Source organism: Streptomyces sp. CA-142005, from assembly GCF_050942335.1.
GTDB lineage: Bacteria > Actinomycetota > Actinomycetes > Streptomycetales > Streptomycetaceae > Streptomyces.
The window spans coordinates 6,962,142-6,980,605 of sequence record NZ_CP192078.1; the positions used below are offsets into that span (position 1 = coordinate 6,962,142).

At 70.8% G+C, this 18,464-nt stretch carries 16 protein-coding genes and 2 pseudogenes; 12 read left to right on the plus strand and 6 right to left on the minus strand.

Features of this window, described 5'->3' with window-relative positions:
• The first annotated feature begins 13 nt into the window (after nt 1–13).
• A complete protein-coding gene (locus tag ACQPXS_RS32565; RefSeq protein WP_433452908.1) occupies nt 14–514 on the plus strand; it encodes a hypothetical protein in 501 nt (166 codons plus the stop codon).
• A gap of 474 nt (nt 515–988) precedes the next feature.
• A complete protein-coding gene (locus ACQPXS_RS32570) occupies nt 989–1,495 on the plus strand; it encodes a hypothetical protein (RefSeq protein WP_433452910.1) in 507 nt (168 codons plus the stop codon).
• Here the strand turns inward: ACQPXS_RS32570 and ACQPXS_RS32575 are convergent.
• Entirely contained in the window at nt 1,477–1,836 is a 360-nt protein-coding gene (locus ACQPXS_RS32575; RefSeq protein ID WP_433452911.1) for a winged helix-turn-helix transcriptional regulator, read from the minus strand. The genes ACQPXS_RS32570 and ACQPXS_RS32575 overlap by 19 nt on opposite strands.
• Before the next feature lie 71 nt (nt 1,837–1,907).
• Here ACQPXS_RS32575 and ACQPXS_RS32580 point away from each other — a divergent pair, with 71 nt between their 5' ends.
• The gene (locus ACQPXS_RS32580; RefSeq protein WP_433452912.1) at nt 1,908–2,507 is read left to right on the plus strand and encodes an NADPH-dependent F420 reductase; all 600 of its coding nucleotides are present in this window, start codon (nt 1,908–1,910) and stop codon (nt 2,505–2,507) included.
• Here ACQPXS_RS32580 and ACQPXS_RS32585 read toward each other — a convergent pair.
• Together ACQPXS_RS32585 and ACQPXS_RS32590 are read right to left on the minus strand one after the other, a co-directional pair.
• A complete protein-coding gene (locus ACQPXS_RS32585) occupies nt 2,504–3,214 on the minus strand; it encodes a glycerophosphodiester phosphodiesterase (protein WP_356305989.1) in 711 nt (236 codons plus the stop codon). The genes ACQPXS_RS32580 and ACQPXS_RS32585 overlap by 4 nt on opposite strands.
• A 36-nt stretch (nt 3,215–3,250) precedes the next feature.
• A pseudogene (locus ACQPXS_RS32590) lies at nt 3,251–4,422 on the minus strand (adenosine deaminase); the annotation flags it as partial.
• A 66-nt stretch (nt 4,423–4,488) separates the two neighbouring features.
• Here ACQPXS_RS32590 and ACQPXS_RS32595 point away from each other — a divergent pair.
• Complete coding sequence (locus tag ACQPXS_RS32595) at nt 4,489–5,295, plus strand: DUF4190 domain-containing protein (RefSeq protein WP_433452913.1); 807 nt, start codon at nt 4,489–4,491, stop codon at nt 5,293–5,295.
• A 69-nt stretch (nt 5,296–5,364) separates the two neighbouring features.
• Here the strand turns inward: ACQPXS_RS32595 and ACQPXS_RS32600 are convergent, their stop codons facing one another.
• Nucleotides 5,365–5,922, minus strand: coding sequence for an NADAR family protein (locus ACQPXS_RS32600; protein ID WP_433452914.1), 558 nt, complete (start codon nt 5,920–5,922; stop codon nt 5,365–5,367).
• 209 nt (nt 5,923–6,131) lie between these two features.
• Here ACQPXS_RS32600 and ACQPXS_RS32605 point away from each other — a divergent pair, with 209 nt between their 5' ends.
• From ACQPXS_RS32605 to ACQPXS_RS32640, 8 genes are all read left to right on the plus strand, one after another.
• On the plus strand, nt 6,132–7,667 hold the full coding sequence (locus ACQPXS_RS32605; RefSeq protein WP_433452916.1) for a gamma-aminobutyraldehyde dehydrogenase: 1,536 nt from the start codon (nt 6,132–6,134) through the stop codon (nt 7,665–7,667).
• A 97-nt stretch (nt 7,668–7,764) separates the two neighbouring features.
• Complete coding sequence (locus ACQPXS_RS32610; RefSeq protein ID WP_433452917.1) at nt 7,765–9,012, plus strand: ABC transporter substrate-binding protein; 1,248 nt, start codon at nt 7,765–7,767, stop codon at nt 9,010–9,012.
• A complete protein-coding gene (locus ACQPXS_RS32615) occupies nt 9,009–10,163 on the plus strand; it encodes an ABC transporter ATP-binding protein (RefSeq protein WP_351807132.1) in 1,155 nt (384 codons plus the stop codon). The genes ACQPXS_RS32610 and ACQPXS_RS32615 overlap by 4 nt, the downstream gene beginning before the upstream one ends.
• Entirely contained in the window at nt 10,163–11,098 is a 936-nt protein-coding gene (locus ACQPXS_RS32620) for an ABC transporter permease (RefSeq protein ID WP_433452919.1), read from the plus strand. Before ACQPXS_RS32615 ends, ACQPXS_RS32620 begins: the two co-directional genes overlap by 1 nt.
• Nucleotides 11,099–11,899, plus strand: coding sequence for an ABC transporter permease (locus ACQPXS_RS32625; RefSeq protein ID WP_433452921.1), 801 nt, complete (start codon nt 11,099–11,101; stop codon nt 11,897–11,899).
• 67 nt (nt 11,900–11,966) lie between these two features.
• Nucleotides 11,967–13,397, plus strand: coding sequence for an NAD(P)/FAD-dependent oxidoreductase (locus tag ACQPXS_RS32630; protein WP_433452922.1), 1,431 nt, complete (start codon nt 11,967–11,969; stop codon nt 13,395–13,397).
• A 198-nt stretch (nt 13,398–13,595) separates the two neighbouring features.
• On the plus strand, nt 13,596–14,054 hold the full coding sequence (locus ACQPXS_RS32635) for a hypothetical protein (protein ID WP_433452923.1): 459 nt from the start codon (nt 13,596–13,598) through the stop codon (nt 14,052–14,054).
• Nucleotides 14,055–14,139: 85 nt separating this feature from the next.
• Nucleotides 14,140–15,975 carry a chitinase gene (locus ACQPXS_RS32640; protein WP_433452925.1) on the plus strand — a complete coding sequence of 612 codons (1,836 nt, stop codon included), beginning with the start codon at nt 14,140–14,142 and terminating at the stop codon, nt 15,973–15,975.
• A gap of 73 nt (nt 15,976–16,048) precedes the next feature.
• Here the strand turns inward: ACQPXS_RS32640 and ACQPXS_RS32645 are convergent.
• Both ACQPXS_RS32645 and gabT read right to left on the minus strand, forming a co-directional pair.
• A pseudogene (locus ACQPXS_RS32645) lies at nt 16,049–16,297 on the minus strand (phosphatase PAP2 family protein); the annotation flags it as partial.
• A gap of 783 nt (nt 16,298–17,080) precedes the next feature.
• Nucleotides 17,081–18,415 (minus strand): 4-aminobutyrate--2-oxoglutarate transaminase, encoded by a 1,335-nt coding sequence (gene gabT / locus ACQPXS_RS32650; protein ID WP_351807126.1) that lies wholly within the window; start codon nt 18,413–18,415, stop codon nt 17,081–17,083.
• Between the last annotated feature and the right edge of the window lie 49 nt (nt 18,416–18,464).

The window sequence follows — 18,464 nt, forward strand, 5'->3', positions numbered from 1 at the left end:
GTACGCTCATGCCATGAGCGACAGAGCCGCCCTGCTCAAGGGCATTCGCGTCTGGCTGGTCTTCTTCGTGGTGTGCCTCGTCCTCAGCGGGGCCACCGCCTTCCCCCTGGTGCACGAGCTGCGCTGGACCGAGAGCGCGTTGCGCGCGCTGTCCGTGCCGGAGCAGCTGCCCGGGCTGACGGCCTGGATCTCCCGGGTGCGGGACGGGCTCGACACCGCCGACAGCGACTACCCGTTCCTGCTCTACCGCACCGACTGGCTGGCCTTCGCCCACCTCGTCATCGCGGTCGCCTTCTACGGGCCGTACCGCGACCCCGTCCGCAACATCTGGGTCGTCGAGTTCGCGATGATCGCCTGCGCCGGCATCATCCCGCTCGCCCTGGTCTGCGGACCGATCCGGGGCATCCCCTTCTGGTGGAGCCTGATCGACATGTCCTTCGGGGTGTTCGGGGTCGTCCCGCTGTACGTCGTACGCCGGAAGATCAAGCGGCTGGAAGCGCTCACGGCCGCTTGAGCGGGTGAGTGGTGCGGGATCGGCCCCACGGGCGAGGCGGGCGGATCGCCGTCGGGCGAAAAACCCACCCCCACGCACAAGCGCGCCAACAAGCACCGCCTCACCCGCCGGGGCCTGTTCACCCTCGGCGGCGGACTCGCGGCGGCCGGAGCCCTCGGCGGTGGGATCGCCGCGTTCTCCGGCGCCGGGGCCGACGCGGCCCAGACCACGCCGGCGCGCCAGCAGGCGTTCGCCCGCCCCGGCCTGCTGCACAACGCGGGCGACCTGCACCGCGCCAAGGTCCGGGTCGCCGCGGGCCGGGAGCCCTGGCCGGCCGGCTGGCAGCGGCTCACCGCCAACCCGCACTCCCAGAGCGGCCAGCAGGCCCGCCCGCAGGCCACCGTCGTACGCGGCGCGGGTTCCGACACCCCGCCCGGGGCACTGCCGCGCCGGCCCGAGACCGGGATCACCAGCACCGGCGGCGCCCACGCCGTCATGAACCACCGCGGGGAGAGCGTGACCCTGCGCGGCACGGGCTATGTGCTGGTCCGCCGGCAGATCTCGCCCCAGTACCGGTCCGGCAGCCTGGTCATGCCCGCCTGGACCGGACTGAAGGGCCGGCTCTTCCACGTGGCCTCGGGCGGCGGCCGCCGCATGGACGACCCTCTCGGCGCCGACCCCGACGTCACCGGCATGGGCGGTCCGGCCGTCGGTCACGACGTCCTGCCGCCCGGCACCCAGCAGATGTGGCAGAACGAGTACTTCTGCCTGGACGGCAGTGTCACCCTCACCCAGAACGAACGCGGCGCCGACTACGGCCTCAGCGTGTTCCCGACCACGTGGGACGCGGTCGAGAAGGACGTCACGACCGGCCCCGCCCAGGGTGCCCGGCGCTACGGACTGGTCCGCGACACCGGCGACGACTCCGCACCCGTGCCGCAGTACCTCACCCGCGCCACCCCGGCCGACACGGCGACGGTGCCTCAGCGGTCCCGGGTGTAGCGCTCCTGGGCGGCCATGACCTCGTCCCCGTGCTCGAACGCCCAGGCACCGAAGGCGTCGATCGGGCCGAGCAACGTCCGTCCCAGCGGCGTCAGTCCGTATTCGACGCGGGGCGGCGAGCCGCCGTGGGCCCGCCGCTCCACCAAGCCGTTGAACTCCAGCCGGCGCAGCGTCTCGGTCAGCACCTTCTGGCTGATCCCGCCGATGCGCTCGCGCAGCGCGCCCGGCCGGCCGGGGCCGTCCCTGAGGGCCCACAGAATCACCGAGTTCCAAGTGTTGCCGAGCAGATCGAAGGCGAGCCGGGCCCGGCAGTCGGCGAGAAAGGCGTGGTCGTCGGTCACACACCGAATGGTGCCCGAGCGGCTTCCTACTGTCATGCGCGTATTCGACGTGCCGGAAGAAGGAGGCAGTTGTGCGGATAGGGATTCTCGGTACGGGGTCGATGGCGGACGCGCTGGGCGGGCAGTGGGAGCGGGCCGGGCACGACGTGGTCGCGGGCAGCCGGTCGCGCGGCGACGTCCGGGCGGCGGTGGCGCACGGCCGTGACGCGGTGCTGCTCGCGGTGCCGTACGCGGCGGCGGTGGACCTGGTCGCCGGTCTCGAAGTCGCCCTGCGCGGGCGGGCGTTGATCGACTGCACCAATCCGGTGGGCGGCCCGGACTTCGGACTGCTCACGGCCGGCGGCCCGGCGGCGGCCGAGCGCATCGCCGCCGCCGCGCCCGGCGCCCGCGTGGTCAAGGCGTTCAATCTGTGCCACGAGAGCGTCTGGCGGCTGACCCCGCCGGTGTTCGGGGGCCGCCCGCTCGCCGTACCGCTGTGCGGAAATGACGAGGACGCGCTCACGGTCGTACGACGGCTGGTGCGGGACCTCGGCTGTGAGCCGCTGAACGCCGGGGGACTGGACCGGGCGGGGCTGCTGGAGGCGACGGCGGCGCTGCTGATCGGGCTGTGGGTGGGGCAGGGGGCGGACGCCCAGGCCATCGCGCCCCCGCTGGAGTTCTCCGGTGCCTAACGGCCGGCGGTGCCGCCGATTCCGCCGCCGTTGCGCAGGGCGTGCAGGACGTCGACCCGGTTCGTGGTGATCGAGTCGACGCCCAGGTCCAGCAGGCGGCTCATCGAGCGGCGGGTGTCCGGGGTCCAGACGGACAGCAGGTAACCGTCGTGGTGGACGCGGGCCGCCAGCTCCCGGCTCACCAGGGAGAAGCGGTAGTTGAGCCAGCGCGGGCGGACCACGTCCAGCAGCGCGGGCCGGGGCGGGGCGAGGCTCGTCCAGGTCAGCGCGATCTCGGCGGCCGGGTCGGCGGCGCGGACGGCGAGCATCGCCTCGGCGCCCGCGCAGTAGTAGACGCGCTCCTGGGCCCCGCTCTGCCGGACCACGTCCATGACCCGGTCCACCATCCGCCGCCCGACCCGCCCGCACAGGTCCACCATCACCCGGCTGTCGCCGGTCGCGGCCAGCGTCTCCGCCAAAGTCGGCACACCGCCCGCCGTGAGCCCGCGCACCTCCTCGGCGGACAGCGCGGCGAGCGGCCGGCCGAGTTCCCACAGCCGCTCCAGCGTGTCGTCGTGGAGCAGCACGGGGACGCCGTCGCGGGTGAGCCGTACGTCGATCTCGACCGCGTCCGCGCCCCGGTCGAGCGCGGAACGCAGCGAGTCGATGGTGTTCTCACGGACACGGTAGGGGTCGCCGCGATGGGCCACGGCGGTCACGGTCTGCATGGCCCCCATTGTGGGGTGCCCCCGATGTGGGGTGTGTCAGGAGGCGAGCCAGGCGCCGGTGTAGGTGTCGATCTCCGCCGCGATCCGGGCCTTGCCGCCGGCGTCCAGGAACGACGCCTCCACGGCGTTCTTCGCGAGGTCGGCCAGGCCCCGCTCGTCCAGGTCGAGCAGCCGGGCGGCCACCGCGTACTCGTTGTTGAGGTCGGTGCCGAACATCGGCGGGTCGTCGGAGTTGATCGTGACCAGCACCCCGGCCCGGGTGAATGCCTTGATCGGGTGCTCGTCCAGGGTGCGGACCGCGCGGGTGGCGATGTTCGAGGTCGGGCAGACCTCCAGCGGGATGCGGTGCTCGGCGAGGTGGGCGAGCAGCTCGGGGTCCTGCGCGGAGCTGGTGCCGTGCCCGATGCGCTCGGCGCGCAGATGGGTCAGCGCGTCCCACACCGTCTCCGGGCCGGTCGTCTCGCCGGCGTGCGGGACCGAGTGCAGACCGGCGGCGATGGCCTGGTCGAAGTACGGCTTGAACTGCGGCCGGGGCACGCCGATCTCGGGCCCGCCGAGCCCGAACGACACCAGTCCCTCCGGCCGGATCCGGTCGTCGGTGGCCAGCCGTGCCGTCTCCTCGGCGGACTCCAGCCCGGCCTCGCCGGGGATGTCGAAGCACCAGCGCAGCATGGTCCCGAACTCGGCCTCGGCGGCCTTGCGGGCGTCCTCGATCGCCGCCATGAAGCCCAGTTCGTCGATGCCGCGCCGGGTGGAGGAGAAGGGGGTGATGGTCAGCTCGGCGTAGCGCACCTGCTGCCGGGCCAGGTCGCGGGCGACCTCGTAGGTCAGCAGCCGGACGTCCTCCGGGGTGCGGATGAGGTCGACGACCGACAGGTACACGTCGATGAAGTGCGCGAAGTCGGTGAAGGTGAAGTAGTCGGCGAGGGCCTCGGGGTCGGTGGGGACCTTCGAGTCGGGGTGGCGGGCGGCCAGTTCCGAGACGATGCGCGGGGAGGCGGAGCCGACGTGGTGGACGTGCAGTTCGGCCTTGGGCAGTCCGGCGATGAAGGTCCGTAGATCGCGGTCGGCGGTGCCGGCGGCGGGTACGGAACTGTCGGTCATGGGGTCCTCCCCGGGAAGGGCGCCCGCGTGGCGTGGCCGGTGGGGCCGGGTCGCCGGTGCGGGCGCGGTGATCGGCTGATCGGTTGCGCGGGATCATCGTAGGCCCCGGCCCCACGCCGTCACGGCCTGCCCGTAGCATGGCGGGACGTCCAGCAGAGGGGGCCTTCACCATGTCCGACGAGGTGCCACAGTCCACGCCACAGCGGCACCAGCCTGCGGGCGAGGCACCGTCGGCGCCCTGGGTGTCCCTGGACAAGCGGACACCGGAGGACCAGGCCCCCTGGCAGGCTCCGGGGCAGGGCGCGATACCCGGGTCGCGTCCGGATTCCGCACCCGGTGACGGGTCCGTCCCCTACCAGCAGACGCTGACCTCGCTGCCCTCCTCGCCCGACGAGCCCGCCGCTGCCGCGCCGCAGGCCTGGGCCCCGCCGGCCGCCGCTGCCGCGCCCCCGGCGGCGAACCCGTTCGCGCCTCCGGCGGCCACGCCGCCCGCGAACCCGTACGCCCCGCCGGTCACCCACGCGAACCCCTACGCGGCGCCGGCCGCCGCCTACGCCCCGCCCGCCGCGCAGCACGCGGGACCCGAGCCCGTGCCCCCGCCGCCCATCGCCCCCGACGGCCCCGGCCAGGTGCCGTACGGCTACCCGGGCATGCCCGCGGCGTACGGCCACCCCGGCCAGTCCCAGCCGCCGTACCCCGGCCCCTACGGCTGGCCCGGCATGCAGCCGCTGCCGAGCAACGGCATGGGCACGGCCTCTCTCGTGCTGGGCATCCTGTCGGCGGTCGGCTTCCTGCTGTGGCCGATCGCCCTGGTGCTGGGCACCCTCGCGCTGATCTTCGGCGCACTGGGCCGCGGCAAGGCCAAGCGCGGCGAGGCCACCAACCCCGGTGTGGCCCTGGCCGGTCTCGTCTGCGGCGGGTCCGGCATCGTCCTGGCCCTGGGCTTCATCGCCTTCCTGATCGCGTTCAGCAGCTGACGGGCCGGTCGGGGCGCGATCGACCCCCGCCGCACCGGCGGCCGGGACCGCGCCGCACCCTCGACGGCGTCACTCCGCTCTCAACCGGTCCCGCGCCTCCATCAGCGCGAAGCCCAGGAGGTTGAGGCCCTTCCACCGCTCGGGATCCGAAGCCGCCTCGTCATCCGCGGCCAGCCCGATCCCCCACACCCGGTCCACGGGACTCGCCTCCACCAGCACCCGGTCACCCGTGTTCAGCAGGAACTCCCGGAGCGCAGCGTCGGCCGCGAACTTGTGCACGCTCCCCTCGACCACGATCCGGAAGCGCTCCCGCTCCCATGTCGCCTCGTCGAACCCCCGGACCAGCCGACCGGCCTTCTTCGCCTGGGAGGGATGGCCGGAGGCCAGCACCCCGCGCTCCGCCTCCGCGTCCCCGAACAGCCGCGCCTTGCCGGCCATCATCCAGTGCTCGGCCGTCGCGTAGGCGACCCCGTCGACCGTGAACGGTGAGGGCCACCACTGGCTCAGACAGCTCGCGCCGATCCTGCCGTCCGGCCTCGGCCGGTGCCCCCAGAAGTGGAGGTACTTGATCCGGGACCCCGCCCGAACCTCCCTGATCAGGGCTTCCACCCCGTCGATCTTCCCCATGCAGGCGAGTCTGGCACGCACCACTGACAGTTCGTCCGCCCTTTTCGGGCCCTACTCGACACCTGGTCGACAGATTCCGTCGCGTAACCAAAAGGCAACAACGGAATCACTTGTTGGAGTCCTATAGCTCTGTCAGGATCGGCACTCAAATCGAGCTGGAGCTACGCCACCCACCCCCCGGGACGGGGCGAACGGCGGAGGAGAGCGACATGCACAACCCGGGCACCGCCACCCCGGAACGATTCCCCGCGCAGGAGCGGTTCGCCGAGGGCGCGCAGTTCATCGGCGGCCGACCGGCCAAGGGCACCTCGGGCCGTACCCACGCCGTGGTCGACCCCGCCACCGGCGCGGAGGTGTACACCTACGAGCTGGCCGGCGCCGACGACGTCGACGCGGCCGTCGCCGCCGCGCGGGAGGCCTTCCCGGGCTGGGCCTCGGCCACCCCGGGCGAGCGCTCCGACGCCCTGCACCGGTTCGCCGCCGTGCTCGCCGACCGCGCGGAGGACTTCGCCCGCGCCGAGTCCCTGCAGTGCGGCAAGCCGCTGAAGCTCACCCGCGAGTTCGACGTGCCGGGGACCATCGACAACACCGCCTTCTTCGCGGGCGCCGCCCGGCACCTGCAGGGGCAGTCCGCCGGTGAGTACTCCGGGGACCACACGTCGTACGTCCGGCGCGAGCCGATCGGTGTCGTCGGATCGATCGCGCCCTGGAACTACCCCCTCCAGATGGCCGCCTGGAAGATCCTGCCGGCGATCGCCGCGGGCAACACCATCGTGCTGAAGCCCGCCGAGCTGACCCCGCTCACCTCGCTGCTGTTCGCCCGGGCCGCCACGGACGCCGGCATTCCCGACGGTGTGATCAACATCGTGACCGGGACCGGGAGGGAGGCGGGGGAGCACCTGGTCGGGCACCCGGACGTCGCCATGACCTCCTTCACCGGGTCCACCGCCGTCGGCAAGCGCGTCGCCGAGGTGGCCACCGCCACGGTCAAGCGGCTGCATCTGGAGCTCGGCGGCAAGGCGCCGTTCGTCGTCTTCGACGACGCCGATCTGGAGGCCGCCGTCCACGGGGCCGTCGCCGGTGCGCTCATCAACACCGGCCAGGACTGCACGGCCGCCACGCGCGCGTACGTGCAACGGCCGCTGTACGAGGCCTTCGTGGAGCGGACCGCCGCCCTGATGGAGAGCGTGCGGCTCGGGGACCCGTTCGCTCCCGGCACCGACCTCGGGCCGCTCATCTCGCACGTCCAGCGGGACCGGGTGGCCGGCTTCGTGGACCGCGCGCGTGCCTACGCGCGCGTGGTGACCGGCGGCGAGGCCCCGAAGGGCGACCTGGAGCGGGGCGCCTACTACCGGCCGACCCTGATCGCCGACGCCGCCCAGGACAGCGAGATCGTCCAGTCCGAGATCTTCGGCCCGGTCCTGGTCGTCCTGCCCTTCGACGGTGACGACGAGGGCATCCGGCTGGCCAACGACACCCCGTACGGCCTCGCCGCCTCCGCGTGGAGCACGAACGTGTACCGCGCGAACCGCGCCACCCGCGAGATCAAGGCGGGCTGCGTGTGGATCAACGACCACATCCCGATCATCAGCGAGATGCCGCACGGCGGATACAAGGCGTCCGGCTTCGGCAAGGACATGTCGGCGTATTCCTTCGAGGAATACACGCAGGTCAAGCACGTAATGTTCGACAACACGGCGGTCGCAAGGAAGGACTGGCACCGCACGATCTTCGGGGACCGGTAGCAACCGGACATCAGCAGGAGCCGGCTTGCCGCCGGGTGTGACGTTCCGGCCCTCGACCAGGCCGACCACCCATCCCTCCCGAAAGGGCACCACGCGCATGGAGCAGTACGAGCCCGACCGCTTCACACCGGTCGAACTGGCCGCCATACGGCGCAGCTTCCGCAGCGGCCGGGCCGCGATGACCCGCCGGTCGCTGTTGCGCGCCTCCGCGGGCGGCGCGCTCACGGTCGGCGGACTCGGGGCGCTGAGCGCCTGCGGCATCCCCGCGGCGACCAAGACGCAAGGAGGCGTGTCCGCCGACGACCACTCGGCCAAGGAGAAGGTCGTCAACTTCTCCAACTGGCCCGAGTACATCGACGTGGACGACAAGACGAAGCGGCACCCCACGCTCGACGCGTTCGCCAAGCGGACCGGCATCCGGGTGAAGTACACCGAGGACATCAACGACAACGACGAGTTCTTCGGCAAGATCCAGCCGCAGCTCGCCGCCGGCCAGGACACCGGCCGTGACCTCGTCGTGCTCACCGACTGGCTGGCCGCCCGCATGATCCGCCTCGGGTACGTCCAGAAACTGGACCCGTCCAACCTGCCGCACGCCTTCGCCAACCTGTCGGACCAGTTCCGCGCCCCCGACTGGGACCCCGGCCGGGCGTACTCCTACCCCTGGCAGGGCATCTCGACCGTCATCGCCTACAACAAGAAGGTGCTCGACGGCGTCGAGGTGAAGTCGGTCTCCGACCTGCTCGACAACCCCAAGCTCAAGGGGCGCGTCGGCTTCCTGACCGAGATGCGCGACAGCATCGGCATGACCATGCTCGACATGGGCAAGGACCCGGCGAAGTTCACCGACGACGACTTCGACGCGGTGGTCGCCCGGCTGCAGAAGGCCGTCGACAAGGGCCAGATCCGCCGCTTCACCGGCAACGACTACACGTCCGACCTCTCCAAGGGCGACTTCGCCGCGTGCATCGCCTGGGCCGGTGACATCGTCCAGCTCCAGGCGGACAGCCCGGACGTCGGCTACATCATCCCCGACAGCGGCTACATGACGTCGACCGACAACATGCTGATCCCCAACAGGGCGCGTCACAAGACGAACACCGAGCGGCTCATCGACTTCTTCTACGAGCTCGAGCCGGCCGCCGAACTCGCGGCCTACATCAACTACGTGAGCCCGGTGGCGGGAGTGAAGCCGTACCTCGCCAAGATCGACAAGGACGCGGCGAACAACCCGCTGATCCTCCCCGACAAGGCCATGCAGGCCCGGTCCCACGCCTTCCGCTCGCTGACGCAGAAGGAAGAGACGGCCTACCAGCAGAAGTTCTCGAAGCTCACAGGGGCGTGACGACGATGACCACAGACAACAGCGGCGACGTCCGCCTCTCCGGCATCTCCAAGACCTACGGCGCCTTCACCGCCGTACACCCGCTGGACCTGACCGTGCCGCAGGGCTCCTTCTTCGCCCTGCTCGGCGCCTCCGGCTGCGGCAAGACCACCACCCTGCGCATGATCGCCGGCCTGGAGGAACCCTCCTCCGGCACCGTGCACCTCGGCGACCAGGAAGTGACCCATCTGCCGCCGTACAAACGGCCGGTGAACACGGTCTTCCAGTCCTACGCCCTCTTCCCGCACCTCGACATCTTCGAGAACGTCGCCTTCGGCCTGCGCCGACGCGGCGTCAAGAGCGTGAAGAAGCAGGTCGAGGAGATGCTGGAGCTGGTCCAGCTCGGCGAGCAGGCGCGCAAGAAGCCGCACCAGCTCTCGGGTGGCCAGCAGCAGCGCGTGGCCGTCGCCCGCGCCCTCATCAACCACCCCAAGGTGCTGCTGCTCGACGAGCCGCTCGGCGCCCTCGACCTCAAGCTGCGCCGCCAGATGCAGCTGGAGCTCAAGCGCATCCAGACCGAGGTCGGCATCACCTTCGTGCACGTCACGCACGACCAGGAGGAGGCCATGACCATGGCCGACACGGTCGCCGTGATGAACGCGGGCCGCGTCGAGCAACTCGGCTCGCCCACCGACCTGTACGAGAACCCGAACACCACCTTCGTCGCGAACTTCCTCGGCACCTCCAACCTCATCGAGGCCGAGGTCGACACCAAGAACGGCGACGACATCGTGCTCAAGGCGGGCGGCGGCAAGCTGGTGCTGCCCAAGGCGCGGTGTTCGGCCCCGGCGACGGCCGGCGGCAAGGTGCTGGTCGGCATCCGCCCCGAGAAGATCTCCCTCACGCACGCCGACGACGCGGGCGAGATACCGGAGGGCCGCAACCGGCTCACCGGCAAGATCGCGGACGCCAGTTTCATCGGCGTCTCCACCCAGTACGTGATCGACAGCCCGGTCTGCGACGAGCTCTCGGTGTACGTCCAGAACGTCGAGCGCGACGGCCGGCTCGTGCCCGGCGCCGACGTCGTCCTGCACTGGAGCCCGGCGCACACCTTCGGCCTGGACGCGGCCCAGGACATCGACGCGGGCACCGAGGAAGAGGCGGCCGCCTGATGACGACGCTGACCGAAGCCGAGGCGCCCCCGCCCCTCGCGCCCGTGACCGAGGAGAAGAAGCCCCCGCGCAAGCGCGGCCGCCTCACGCCGTACTGGCTGCTGCTGCCCGGCCTGCTGTGGCTGGTGGTCTTCTTCGCGCTGCCGATGATCTACCAGGCCTCCACCTCCGTGCAGACGGGCTCGCTGGAGGAGGGCTACAAGGTCACCTGGCACTTCGCGACCTACTGGCACGCGCTGAGCGAGTACTGGCCGCAGTTCCTGCGGTCCGTCCTCTACGCGGCCGCCGCCACGGTCCTGTGCCTGCTGCTCGGCTACCCGCTGGCCTATCTGATCGCCTTCCGCGCGGGCCGCTGGCGCAACCTGATCATGATCCTGGTGATCGCGCCGTTCTTCACCAGCTTCCTGATCCGCACCCTGGCCTGGAAGACGATCCTGGCCGACAACGGCCCGGTCGTGCACACCCTGAACTCGCTGCACGTCCTGGACCTCACCAACTGGATCGGCTGGACGGCCGGCGACCGCGTCCTCGCCACACCGCTGGCGGTGGTGTGCGGACTGACGTACAACTTCCTTCCGTTCATGATCCTGCCGCTGTACACCTCGCTGGAGCGGATCGACGGACGGCTGCACGAGGCGGCCGGCGACCTGTACGCCAAGCCCTGGACCACCTTCCGCAAGGTCACCTTCCCGCTGTCGATGCCCGGCGTGGTCTCGGGCACGCTGCTGACCTTCATCCCGGCGGCCGGCGACTACGTCAACGCCGAACTCCTCGGCTCCACCGACACCCGCATGATCGGCAACGTCATCCAGACGCAGTTCCTGCGGATCCTGGACTACCCGACGGCCGCGGCCCTCTCCTTCATCCTCATGGCCGCCATCCTGGCCATGGTCACGATCTACATCCGCCGGTCCGGGACGGAGGATCTGGTCTAAATGCCCGTCGTCAACTGGCTCAAGCGCCATCTCGTCGTCATCGCGGGAACCCTGACGCTCGCGTACCTGCTGCTGCCCAACGTCATCGTGACGGTGTTCTCCTTCAACAAGCCGAAGGGACGCTTCAACTACGAGTGGCAGGAGTTCTCCCTGGACGCCTGGAAGCAGCCGTGCGGCGTCGCCGACATGTGCGGCTCGCTGTCCATCAGCCTCCAGATCGCCGTCTGGGCGACCGTCGGCGCCACCCTGCTCGGCACGATGATCGCCTTCGCGCTGGTCCGCTACCGCTTCCGCGCCCGCGGCGCCGTCAACTCGCTGATCTTCCTGCCGATGGCGATGCCCGAGGTCGTCATGGCCGCCTCGCTGCTCACCCTGTTCCTCAACATGGGCGCTCAGCTGGGATTCTGGACGATTCTCATCGCCCACATCATGTTCTGCCTCAGCTTCGTCGTCACCGCGGTCAAGGCGCGGGTGATGTCGATGGACCCGCGCCTGGAGGAGGCCGCCCGGGACCTGTACGCCGGTCCCGTGCAGACCTTCCTGCGGGTCACCCTGCCGATCGCGGCACCGGGCATCGCCGCGGGTGCGCTGCTGTCGTTCGCGCTGTCCTTCGACGACTTCATCATCACGAACTTCAACGCCGGCTCGACCGTCACCTTCCCGATGTTCGTGTGGGGTTCGGCCCAGCGCGGCACCCCCGTCCAGATCAACGTCATCGGTACGGCCATGTTCCTCGTCGCCGTCCTCATCACGCTGTTCTCGATGGTCATCGGCAACAGCCGTAACAAGCAAAAGGCATAGGCCTTTTCAGGAATTCCCCTGTCGGAAAAGCCCCCGTCGGGAATGTCTTCTGTAGGGAGTTGAAATCATGGCCCCAAGCGCCATGAGCCGTGGCAAAGACAACTGGATCGCCTCTCTCTCCGAAGCCCAGCCGGTCCCGTACTGGCTGGAGGACCCCGGCAAGCCACCCGCCGAGCCCGCCCTCACCGGCACCGACACCTGCGACCTGCTGGTCGTCGGCGGCGGCTACAGCGGGCTGTGGACCGCGCTCAACGCCAAGGAGCGCGACCAGCGGCGCGACGTGGTCCTGCTGGAAGGCCGCGAGGCGGGCTGGGCCGCCTCCGGCCGCAACGGCGGCTTCTGCGCCGCCTCCCTCACCCACGGCCTGCCCAACGGCCTCACCCGCTGGCCCGGTGAGATCCACAAACTGGAGGAGCTGGGCCGGCGCAACCTCGACGAGATCGAGGCCGCGCTCGCCCGGCACGGCATCGACTGCGACTTCGAGCGCACCGGCGAGATCGACGTCGCCACCGAGACCTACCAGGCCCGGGAACTGAAGGACTGGCACCGGGAGCTTGCGGAGAAGGGGCTCGCGGACGGCATCGAGTTCCTGGACGCCGACGCCGTGCGCGAGCAGGTGAACTCGCCCACCTTCGAGGCCGGCCTGTGGGACCGCCGGGGCGTGGCCATGCTGCACCCGGCGAAGCTGGCCTGGGGCCTGAAGAAGGCCTGCCTGAAGCTCGGGGTGCGGGTGTACGAGCACACCCCCGCCCTGACCCTGAAGGCGTACGGCGCCGGCATGGCCGTAGGCACGCCGTACGGCGCGGTCCGCACCCGCAGGGTCGCGCTCGGCACCAACATCTTCCCCAGCCTGCTGCGCCGCGTGCGCTCCTACACCGTGCCCGTCTACGACTACGCGCTGATGACCGAGCCGCTGAACGCCGACCAGCTGGCGTCGATCGGCTGGAAGAACCGGCAGGGCCTCGGTGACAGCGCCAACCAGTTCCACTACTTCCGGCTGTCCGCCGACAACCGGATCCTGTGGGGCGGCTACGACGCGGTCCACCACTACGGCGGCCGGGTGCGCGCCGAGTACGACGACCGGCCGGAGACGTACGCCAAGCTCGCGGGCCACTTCTTCACCTGCTTCCCGCAGCTGGAGGGCGTCCGCTTCACCCACGCCTGGGGCGGTGCGATCGACACCTGCTCGCGCTTCTCGGCGTTCTTCGGCACGGCGCACCAGGGGAAGGTCGCGTACGCGGCCGGGTACACCGGCCTGGGCGTGGGCGCGACCCGCTTCGGCGCGGACGTGATGCTCGACCTGCTGGACGGGGAGCGCACCGAGCGGACCGAGCTGGAGATGGTCCGCAAGAAGCCGCTGCCGTTCCCGCCCGAGCCGTTCGCCTGGACCGGGATCGCCCTCACCAAGTGGTCCCTGGCGCGCGCGGACGCGCACGGCGGCCGCCGCAACCTGTGGCTGCGGACCATGGACCGGCTGGGGCTGGGCTTCGACAGCTAGCGCTTCCACCCCGCCCTTACGGCCGTCACTACTGCTGGGACTCGGACTACGACTGGTGACGGCCCCCGCCGGCCGGAAATGTGATCCAGGTCACCTGAAGGGGGACGCGGAACCCGCGTAATGTCCCCGGAAGGCCTCCCTCTCTCCTGCTGATACGACCGCGCCGGACGGTCGGGCGAGAGAAAGGGAGGCCTTCTCATGACTGGGGCGAAGACGGCCGTCGAATGGCTGGCATCCGTCGCACCGGACCCCGAGGCCTGCCGCTGGGAATGGGAGCGCAGCCCCCTCGGGATCGTGCTGCTGCCCGCGGGCCGGGCCTGGGACGTACTGATCCTGCCGGGCGACCTCGGTTACCCGACCCTGGACGTGCTCACCCGCGTGCTCGACCGGCCCGGCCCGGTACTCGTCGACTTCGGCGACAACCGGGTCGGGTTCTTCGTGCCGCCGGGCACCGCGGCCCGCTGGGTCGGCACCGGCGTCCGCACCGCCGGACCCGGCACCTGGATCGTCGTGCCGTATCCCGGCCGGGCGACCCGGGATGTGCGCTGGCTGGTACCGCCGGACGGCTCGGGCACACTGACCGACCCCGCGCTGCTGGAGCTGGCGATGCACGAGGCGGCGGCGCGGCTGGCCTCGAGAGGAGGCGGAGGCGGCTAGCGCCCGGACACCTTGACAACAGGATTGGTCTGGACCAAGTTGAATGCGCTCCACTCCTCCAACTCCCCCGACACCGGAGGCCCTTGTGGAACGCGCCCCACGCGCCCCACGCGCCCCGCGTGCACGACGTCCCAGATCCGTCCTCGCCCTGCTCACGGCCGCCCTGCTGGCCGTGCCCGGCATCACCGCACTCTCGTCGGCCGCGCGTGCGGCCGACGCGGACATCGCGACGAACGGCGGCTTCGAGTCCGGCCTGACCGGCTGGACCTGCACGGCCGGTACCACGGTCAACTCCCCGGTGCACAGCGGCACTTCGGCGCTGCAGGCGACCCCGGCCGGCAGCGACGACGCGCAGTGCGCGCAGACGGTGACCGTCCAGCCCAACGCCCAGTACACGCTGACCGGTTACGTCCGCGGCTCGTACGTCTATCTCGGCGCGAACGGCACCGGCACCACCGACGTCTCCACCTGGACCCAGTCCGCCCCCGACTGGCAGCAGCTGACCACCACCTTCACCACCGGCGCCACCACCACGAAGGTCACCGTCTACACGCACGGCTGGTACGGCACCGGCACGTACTACGCCGACGACATCTCCCTCGTCGGCCCCGGCGGCAGCGGCACCGGACAGCCGCCCGCCGCGCCCGCCGGCCTGCGGGCCACCGCCGTCACCTCGTCCTCCGTGACCCTGTCCTGGTCGGCGGTCACCGGCGCCATGAGCTACACCGTCTACCGCGACGGGACCAAGTCCCAGACGGTGAGCGGAACGTCCGCCACCGTGACCGGGCTGTCCGCCTCGACGGCGTACGGTTTCCAGGTCACCGCCACCAACGCCGCCGGCGAGTCCGCGAAGTCCGCCGTCGTCACCGCCACGACCGGCGCCGGCACCGGAGGCGGCTCCGTCGACCTGCCCACCCACGCCCTCGTCGGCTATCTGCACGCGAGCTTCGCCAACGGCTCCGGCTACACCCGCCTCGCCGACGTACCCGACAGCTGGGACGTCGTCGACCTCGCCTTCGGCGAGCCCACCTCACCCACCTCCGGGGACATCCGCTTCAACCGCTGCCCGGTCACCGAGTGCCCGAACGTCGAGAGCGACGCCGACTTCAAGGCCGCGATCAAGGCCAAGCAGGCGGCCGGCAAGAAGGTGCTGATCTCGATCGGCGGCCAGAACGGCCAGGTCCAGCTCACCACCACCGCGGCCCGCGACACCTTCGTCTCCTCGGTCTCGAACATCATCGACACCTACGGCCTCGACGGCCTCGACATCGACTTCGAGGGCCACTCCCTGTCCCTCGACACGAGCGACACCGACTTCAGGAACCCGACGACCCCCGCGATCGTCAACCTGATCTCCGCCCTCAAGACCCTGAAGGCGAAATACGGCCCCAAGTTCGTGCTCTCGATGGCCCCGGAGACCTTCTTCGTGCAGATGGGCTACCAGTACTACGGCACCGGCAAGTGGGGCGGCCAGGATCCACGCTGCGGGGCGTACCTCCCGGTCATCCACGCCCTGCGCGACGACCTCACGCTCCTGCACGTCCAGGACTACAACTCCGGACCGATCATGGGCCTGGACAACCAGTACCACTCCATGGGCGGCGCCGACTTCCACATCGCCATGACCGACATGCTGCTCACCGGCTTCCCGGTGGCGGGGGACCCGAACAACGTCTTCCCACCCCTGCGCCCCGACCAGGTGGCGATCGGCATGCCGGCGTCGACGAACGCGGGCAACGGCTATGTGGCCCCCTCCGAGGTCACCAAGACCCTGGACTGCCTGACGAAGAAGACGAACTGCGGCTCGTACGCGACCCACGGGACCTGGCCCGCGCTGCGCGGCCTGATGACATGGTCGGTGAACTGGGACCGCTACGCGAACTGGGAGTTCCAGAAGACCTTCGACGCGTACTTCGGCTGAGGCCCGTCACCAGGGACAGGGTGGCCAGCAGCACGGTGGACAGACACCAGCTGGCCACCACGTCCAGCGGCCAGTGCCAGCCACGGCGGACCAGACCGTACGACACCCCGAGAACCAGCAGCGCGCAGCCGGCCACCAGGAGCCGGCGGGTGACGGCCGACCGGAGCCAGGGCAGCAGGAGCAGGGTCGCGGAGCCGTAGGCGACGGCCGCCGTGGCCGTGTGTCCGGAGGGGAAGTAGCCGAGGGCCGGGGGCACCACCGGGGTCCCCGGCCGTGCGGTCCAGTCCTTGAGCGGTACGACGATCGCCGGGACCAGGGCCATCAGGACGGCCGCGGCCAGCGGCGGCAGCCACCACCGGTCCGTCCCGGCGGCCCGCCCCCGCCCCAGGACGTAGCCCACGACCGCGACGAGGACCGGTACGGCGACCTGGAAGTTGCCGAAGTCGGAGAGGAACCCGCCGAACCGGTCCGGCTCGAGGAGGACCCGGCTGAGGCGGGAGTCCAGGCGCAGCAGCGGGCCGTGGACCACGACCTGCCAGGTGATCAGGACGAAGACGACGGCCGGGACGCCGAAGAGCAGGGAGCGGCTGGTTGAGGTCGACACGGTGTCCAGCTTCGCAGGTCCACTCGGCCTGCAATGTGTCACATGGTCATACAGGCTGACAGTGTGTCGGTTTTATGCCGTCCTTACGGCGCGCCCCAGTTGTAGTCCGGCTACAGAGGTGAAGGCGACGAGCGAAGGAGAAGGAGGTCGGCCGCCCCGGAACAGGGGGGGTAGTTCCGAGGCGGCCGTCCGGATCGGAACGTCGCGCGCCCCGGGGGGTTTGGGGCGGCGACCGTCCGATCGGTGAGGAGATCCCGGAGCCGTCAGGCGCCGGTTGTGTGCGCGAGGGCACGACCAGGTCGAAGCTGGGGAGGCCCCGGCCTGAAATCGCCCACAGTCCCCTGTGGGCGGGGTGTATCTCTCATCTGGGTAGAACCTACGGCAGGCCGGGCCGCTTGGGCAGACGGAATCGGCTCCCGTCATCCACCTCGCACACCTTCTTCACACGGCCTGCCGCAGGCACCCCTCAGAGGGGCGGACCCGCCGCTCGGATGCGCGGGCTCAGATGCGCGCGAAGGCCTGCTCGATGATGTCGAGGCCCTCGCCCAGCAGGTCCTCGCCGATCACCAGCGGGGGCAGGAAGCGCAGCACGTTGCCGTAGGTGCCGCAGGTCAGGACCAGCAGGCCCTCGGCGTGGCAGGCCTTGGCGAGGGCGGCGGTGGCCTCCGGGTTCGGCTCCTTGGTGGCGCGGTCCTTGACCAGCTCGATGGCGATCATGGCGCCGCGTCCCCGCACGTCACCGATGACGTCGAACTTCTCGGCCATGGCGGTGAGGCGACCCTTCATGATCTCCTCGATGCGCTTGGCCTTGCCGTTGAGGTCGAGCTCCTTCATGGTCTCGATCGCGCCGAGCGCGCCCGCGCAGGCGACGGGGTTGCCGCCGTACGTACCACCGAGGCCACCGGCGTGCGCGGCGTCCATGATCTCGGCGCGGCCGGTCACGGCGGCGAGCGGGAGACCGCCGGCGATGCCCTTGGCGGTCGTGATCAGGTCGGGGACGATCCCCTCGTCCTCACAGGCGAACCACTGCCCGGTACGGCAGAAGCCCGACTGGATCTCGTCGGCGACGAAGACGATCCCGTTGTCGGCGGCGAACTGCCGGATGGCCGGCAGGAAGCCCTTGGCCGGCTCGATGAAGCCGCCCTCACCGAGCACCGGCTCGATGATGATCGCGGCCACGTTGTCCGGACCGACCTGCTTGGTGATCTGGTCGATGGCCTGCGCGGCGGCCTCGGGACCGGCGTTCTGCGGACCCGTCGGCCAACGGTAGGCGTACGCCACCGGCACCCGGTACACCTCGGGCGCGAACGGCCCGAAGCCGTGCTTGTACGGCATGTTCTTCGCCGTCAGCGCCATGGTCAGGTTGGTCCGCCCGTGGTAGCCGTGGTCGAACACGACGACGGCCTGGCGCTTGGTGTAGGCGCGGGCGATCTTGACGGCGTTCTCGACGGCCTCGGCGCCGGAGTTGAACAGCGCGGACTTCTTGGCGTGGTCACCCGGCGTCAGCTCGGCCAGAGCCTCCGCGACGGCGACGTACCCCTCGTACGGGGTGACCATGAAACAGGTGTGGGTGAAGTCGGCGAGCTGGGCGCTCGCCCGCCGTACGACGGCCTCGGCGGACGCGCCGACGGAGGTCACGGCGATGCCGGACCCGAAGTCGATGAGCCGGTTGCCGTCGACGTCCTCGATGATCCCGCCACCCGCGCGCGTGGTGAAGACCGGCAGCACGGAGCCCACGCCCTGCGCGACCGCGGCGGTACGGCGGGCCTGCAGCTCCTGCGACTTCGGGCCGGGGATGGCGGTGACGACGCGGCGCTCCTGCGGAAGTGCGGTCATGGGGGCTCCTGATGATCTTGCGTACCGAGCGGTCTGATCTGGCGTCCCG

Coding starts and splice junctions, on each gene's coding strand:
- ACQPXS_RS32565 (WP_433452908.1), top strand. CDS start 14: ATGAGCGACAGAGCCGCCCTGCTCAAGGGCATTCGCGTCTGGCTGGTC.
- ACQPXS_RS32570 (WP_433452910.1), top strand. CDS start 989: ATGAACCACCGCGGGGAGAGCGTGACCCTGCGCGGCACGGGCTATGTG.
- ACQPXS_RS32585 (WP_356305989.1), bottom strand. CDS start 3,214: ATGCAGACCGTGACCGCCGTGGCCCATCGCGGCGACCCCTACCGTGTC.
- ACQPXS_RS32595 (WP_433452913.1), top strand. CDS start 4,489: ATGTCCGACGAGGTGCCACAGTCCACGCCACAGCGGCACCAGCCTGCG.
- ACQPXS_RS32600 (WP_433452914.1), bottom strand. CDS start 5,922: ATGGGGAAGATCGACGGGGTGGAAGCCCTGATCAGGGAGGTTCGGGCG.
- ACQPXS_RS32605 (WP_433452916.1), top strand. CDS start 6,132: ATGCACAACCCGGGCACCGCCACCCCGGAACGATTCCCCGCGCAGGAG.
- ACQPXS_RS32610 (WP_433452917.1), top strand. CDS start 7,765: ATGGAGCAGTACGAGCCCGACCGCTTCACACCGGTCGAACTGGCCGCC.
- ACQPXS_RS32620 (WP_433452919.1), top strand. CDS start 10,163: ATGACGACGCTGACCGAAGCCGAGGCGCCCCCGCCCCTCGCGCCCGTG.
- ACQPXS_RS32625 (WP_433452921.1), top strand. CDS start 11,099: ATGCCCGTCGTCAACTGGCTCAAGCGCCATCTCGTCGTCATCGCGGGA.
- ACQPXS_RS32630 (WP_433452922.1), top strand. CDS start 11,967: ATGGCCCCAAGCGCCATGAGCCGTGGCAAAGACAACTGGATCGCCTCT.
- ACQPXS_RS32635 (WP_433452923.1), top strand. CDS start 13,596: ATGACTGGGGCGAAGACGGCCGTCGAATGGCTGGCATCCGTCGCACCG.
- gabT (WP_351807126.1), bottom strand. CDS start 18,415: ATGACCGCACTTCCGCAGGAGCGCCGCGTCGTCACCGCCATCCCCGGC.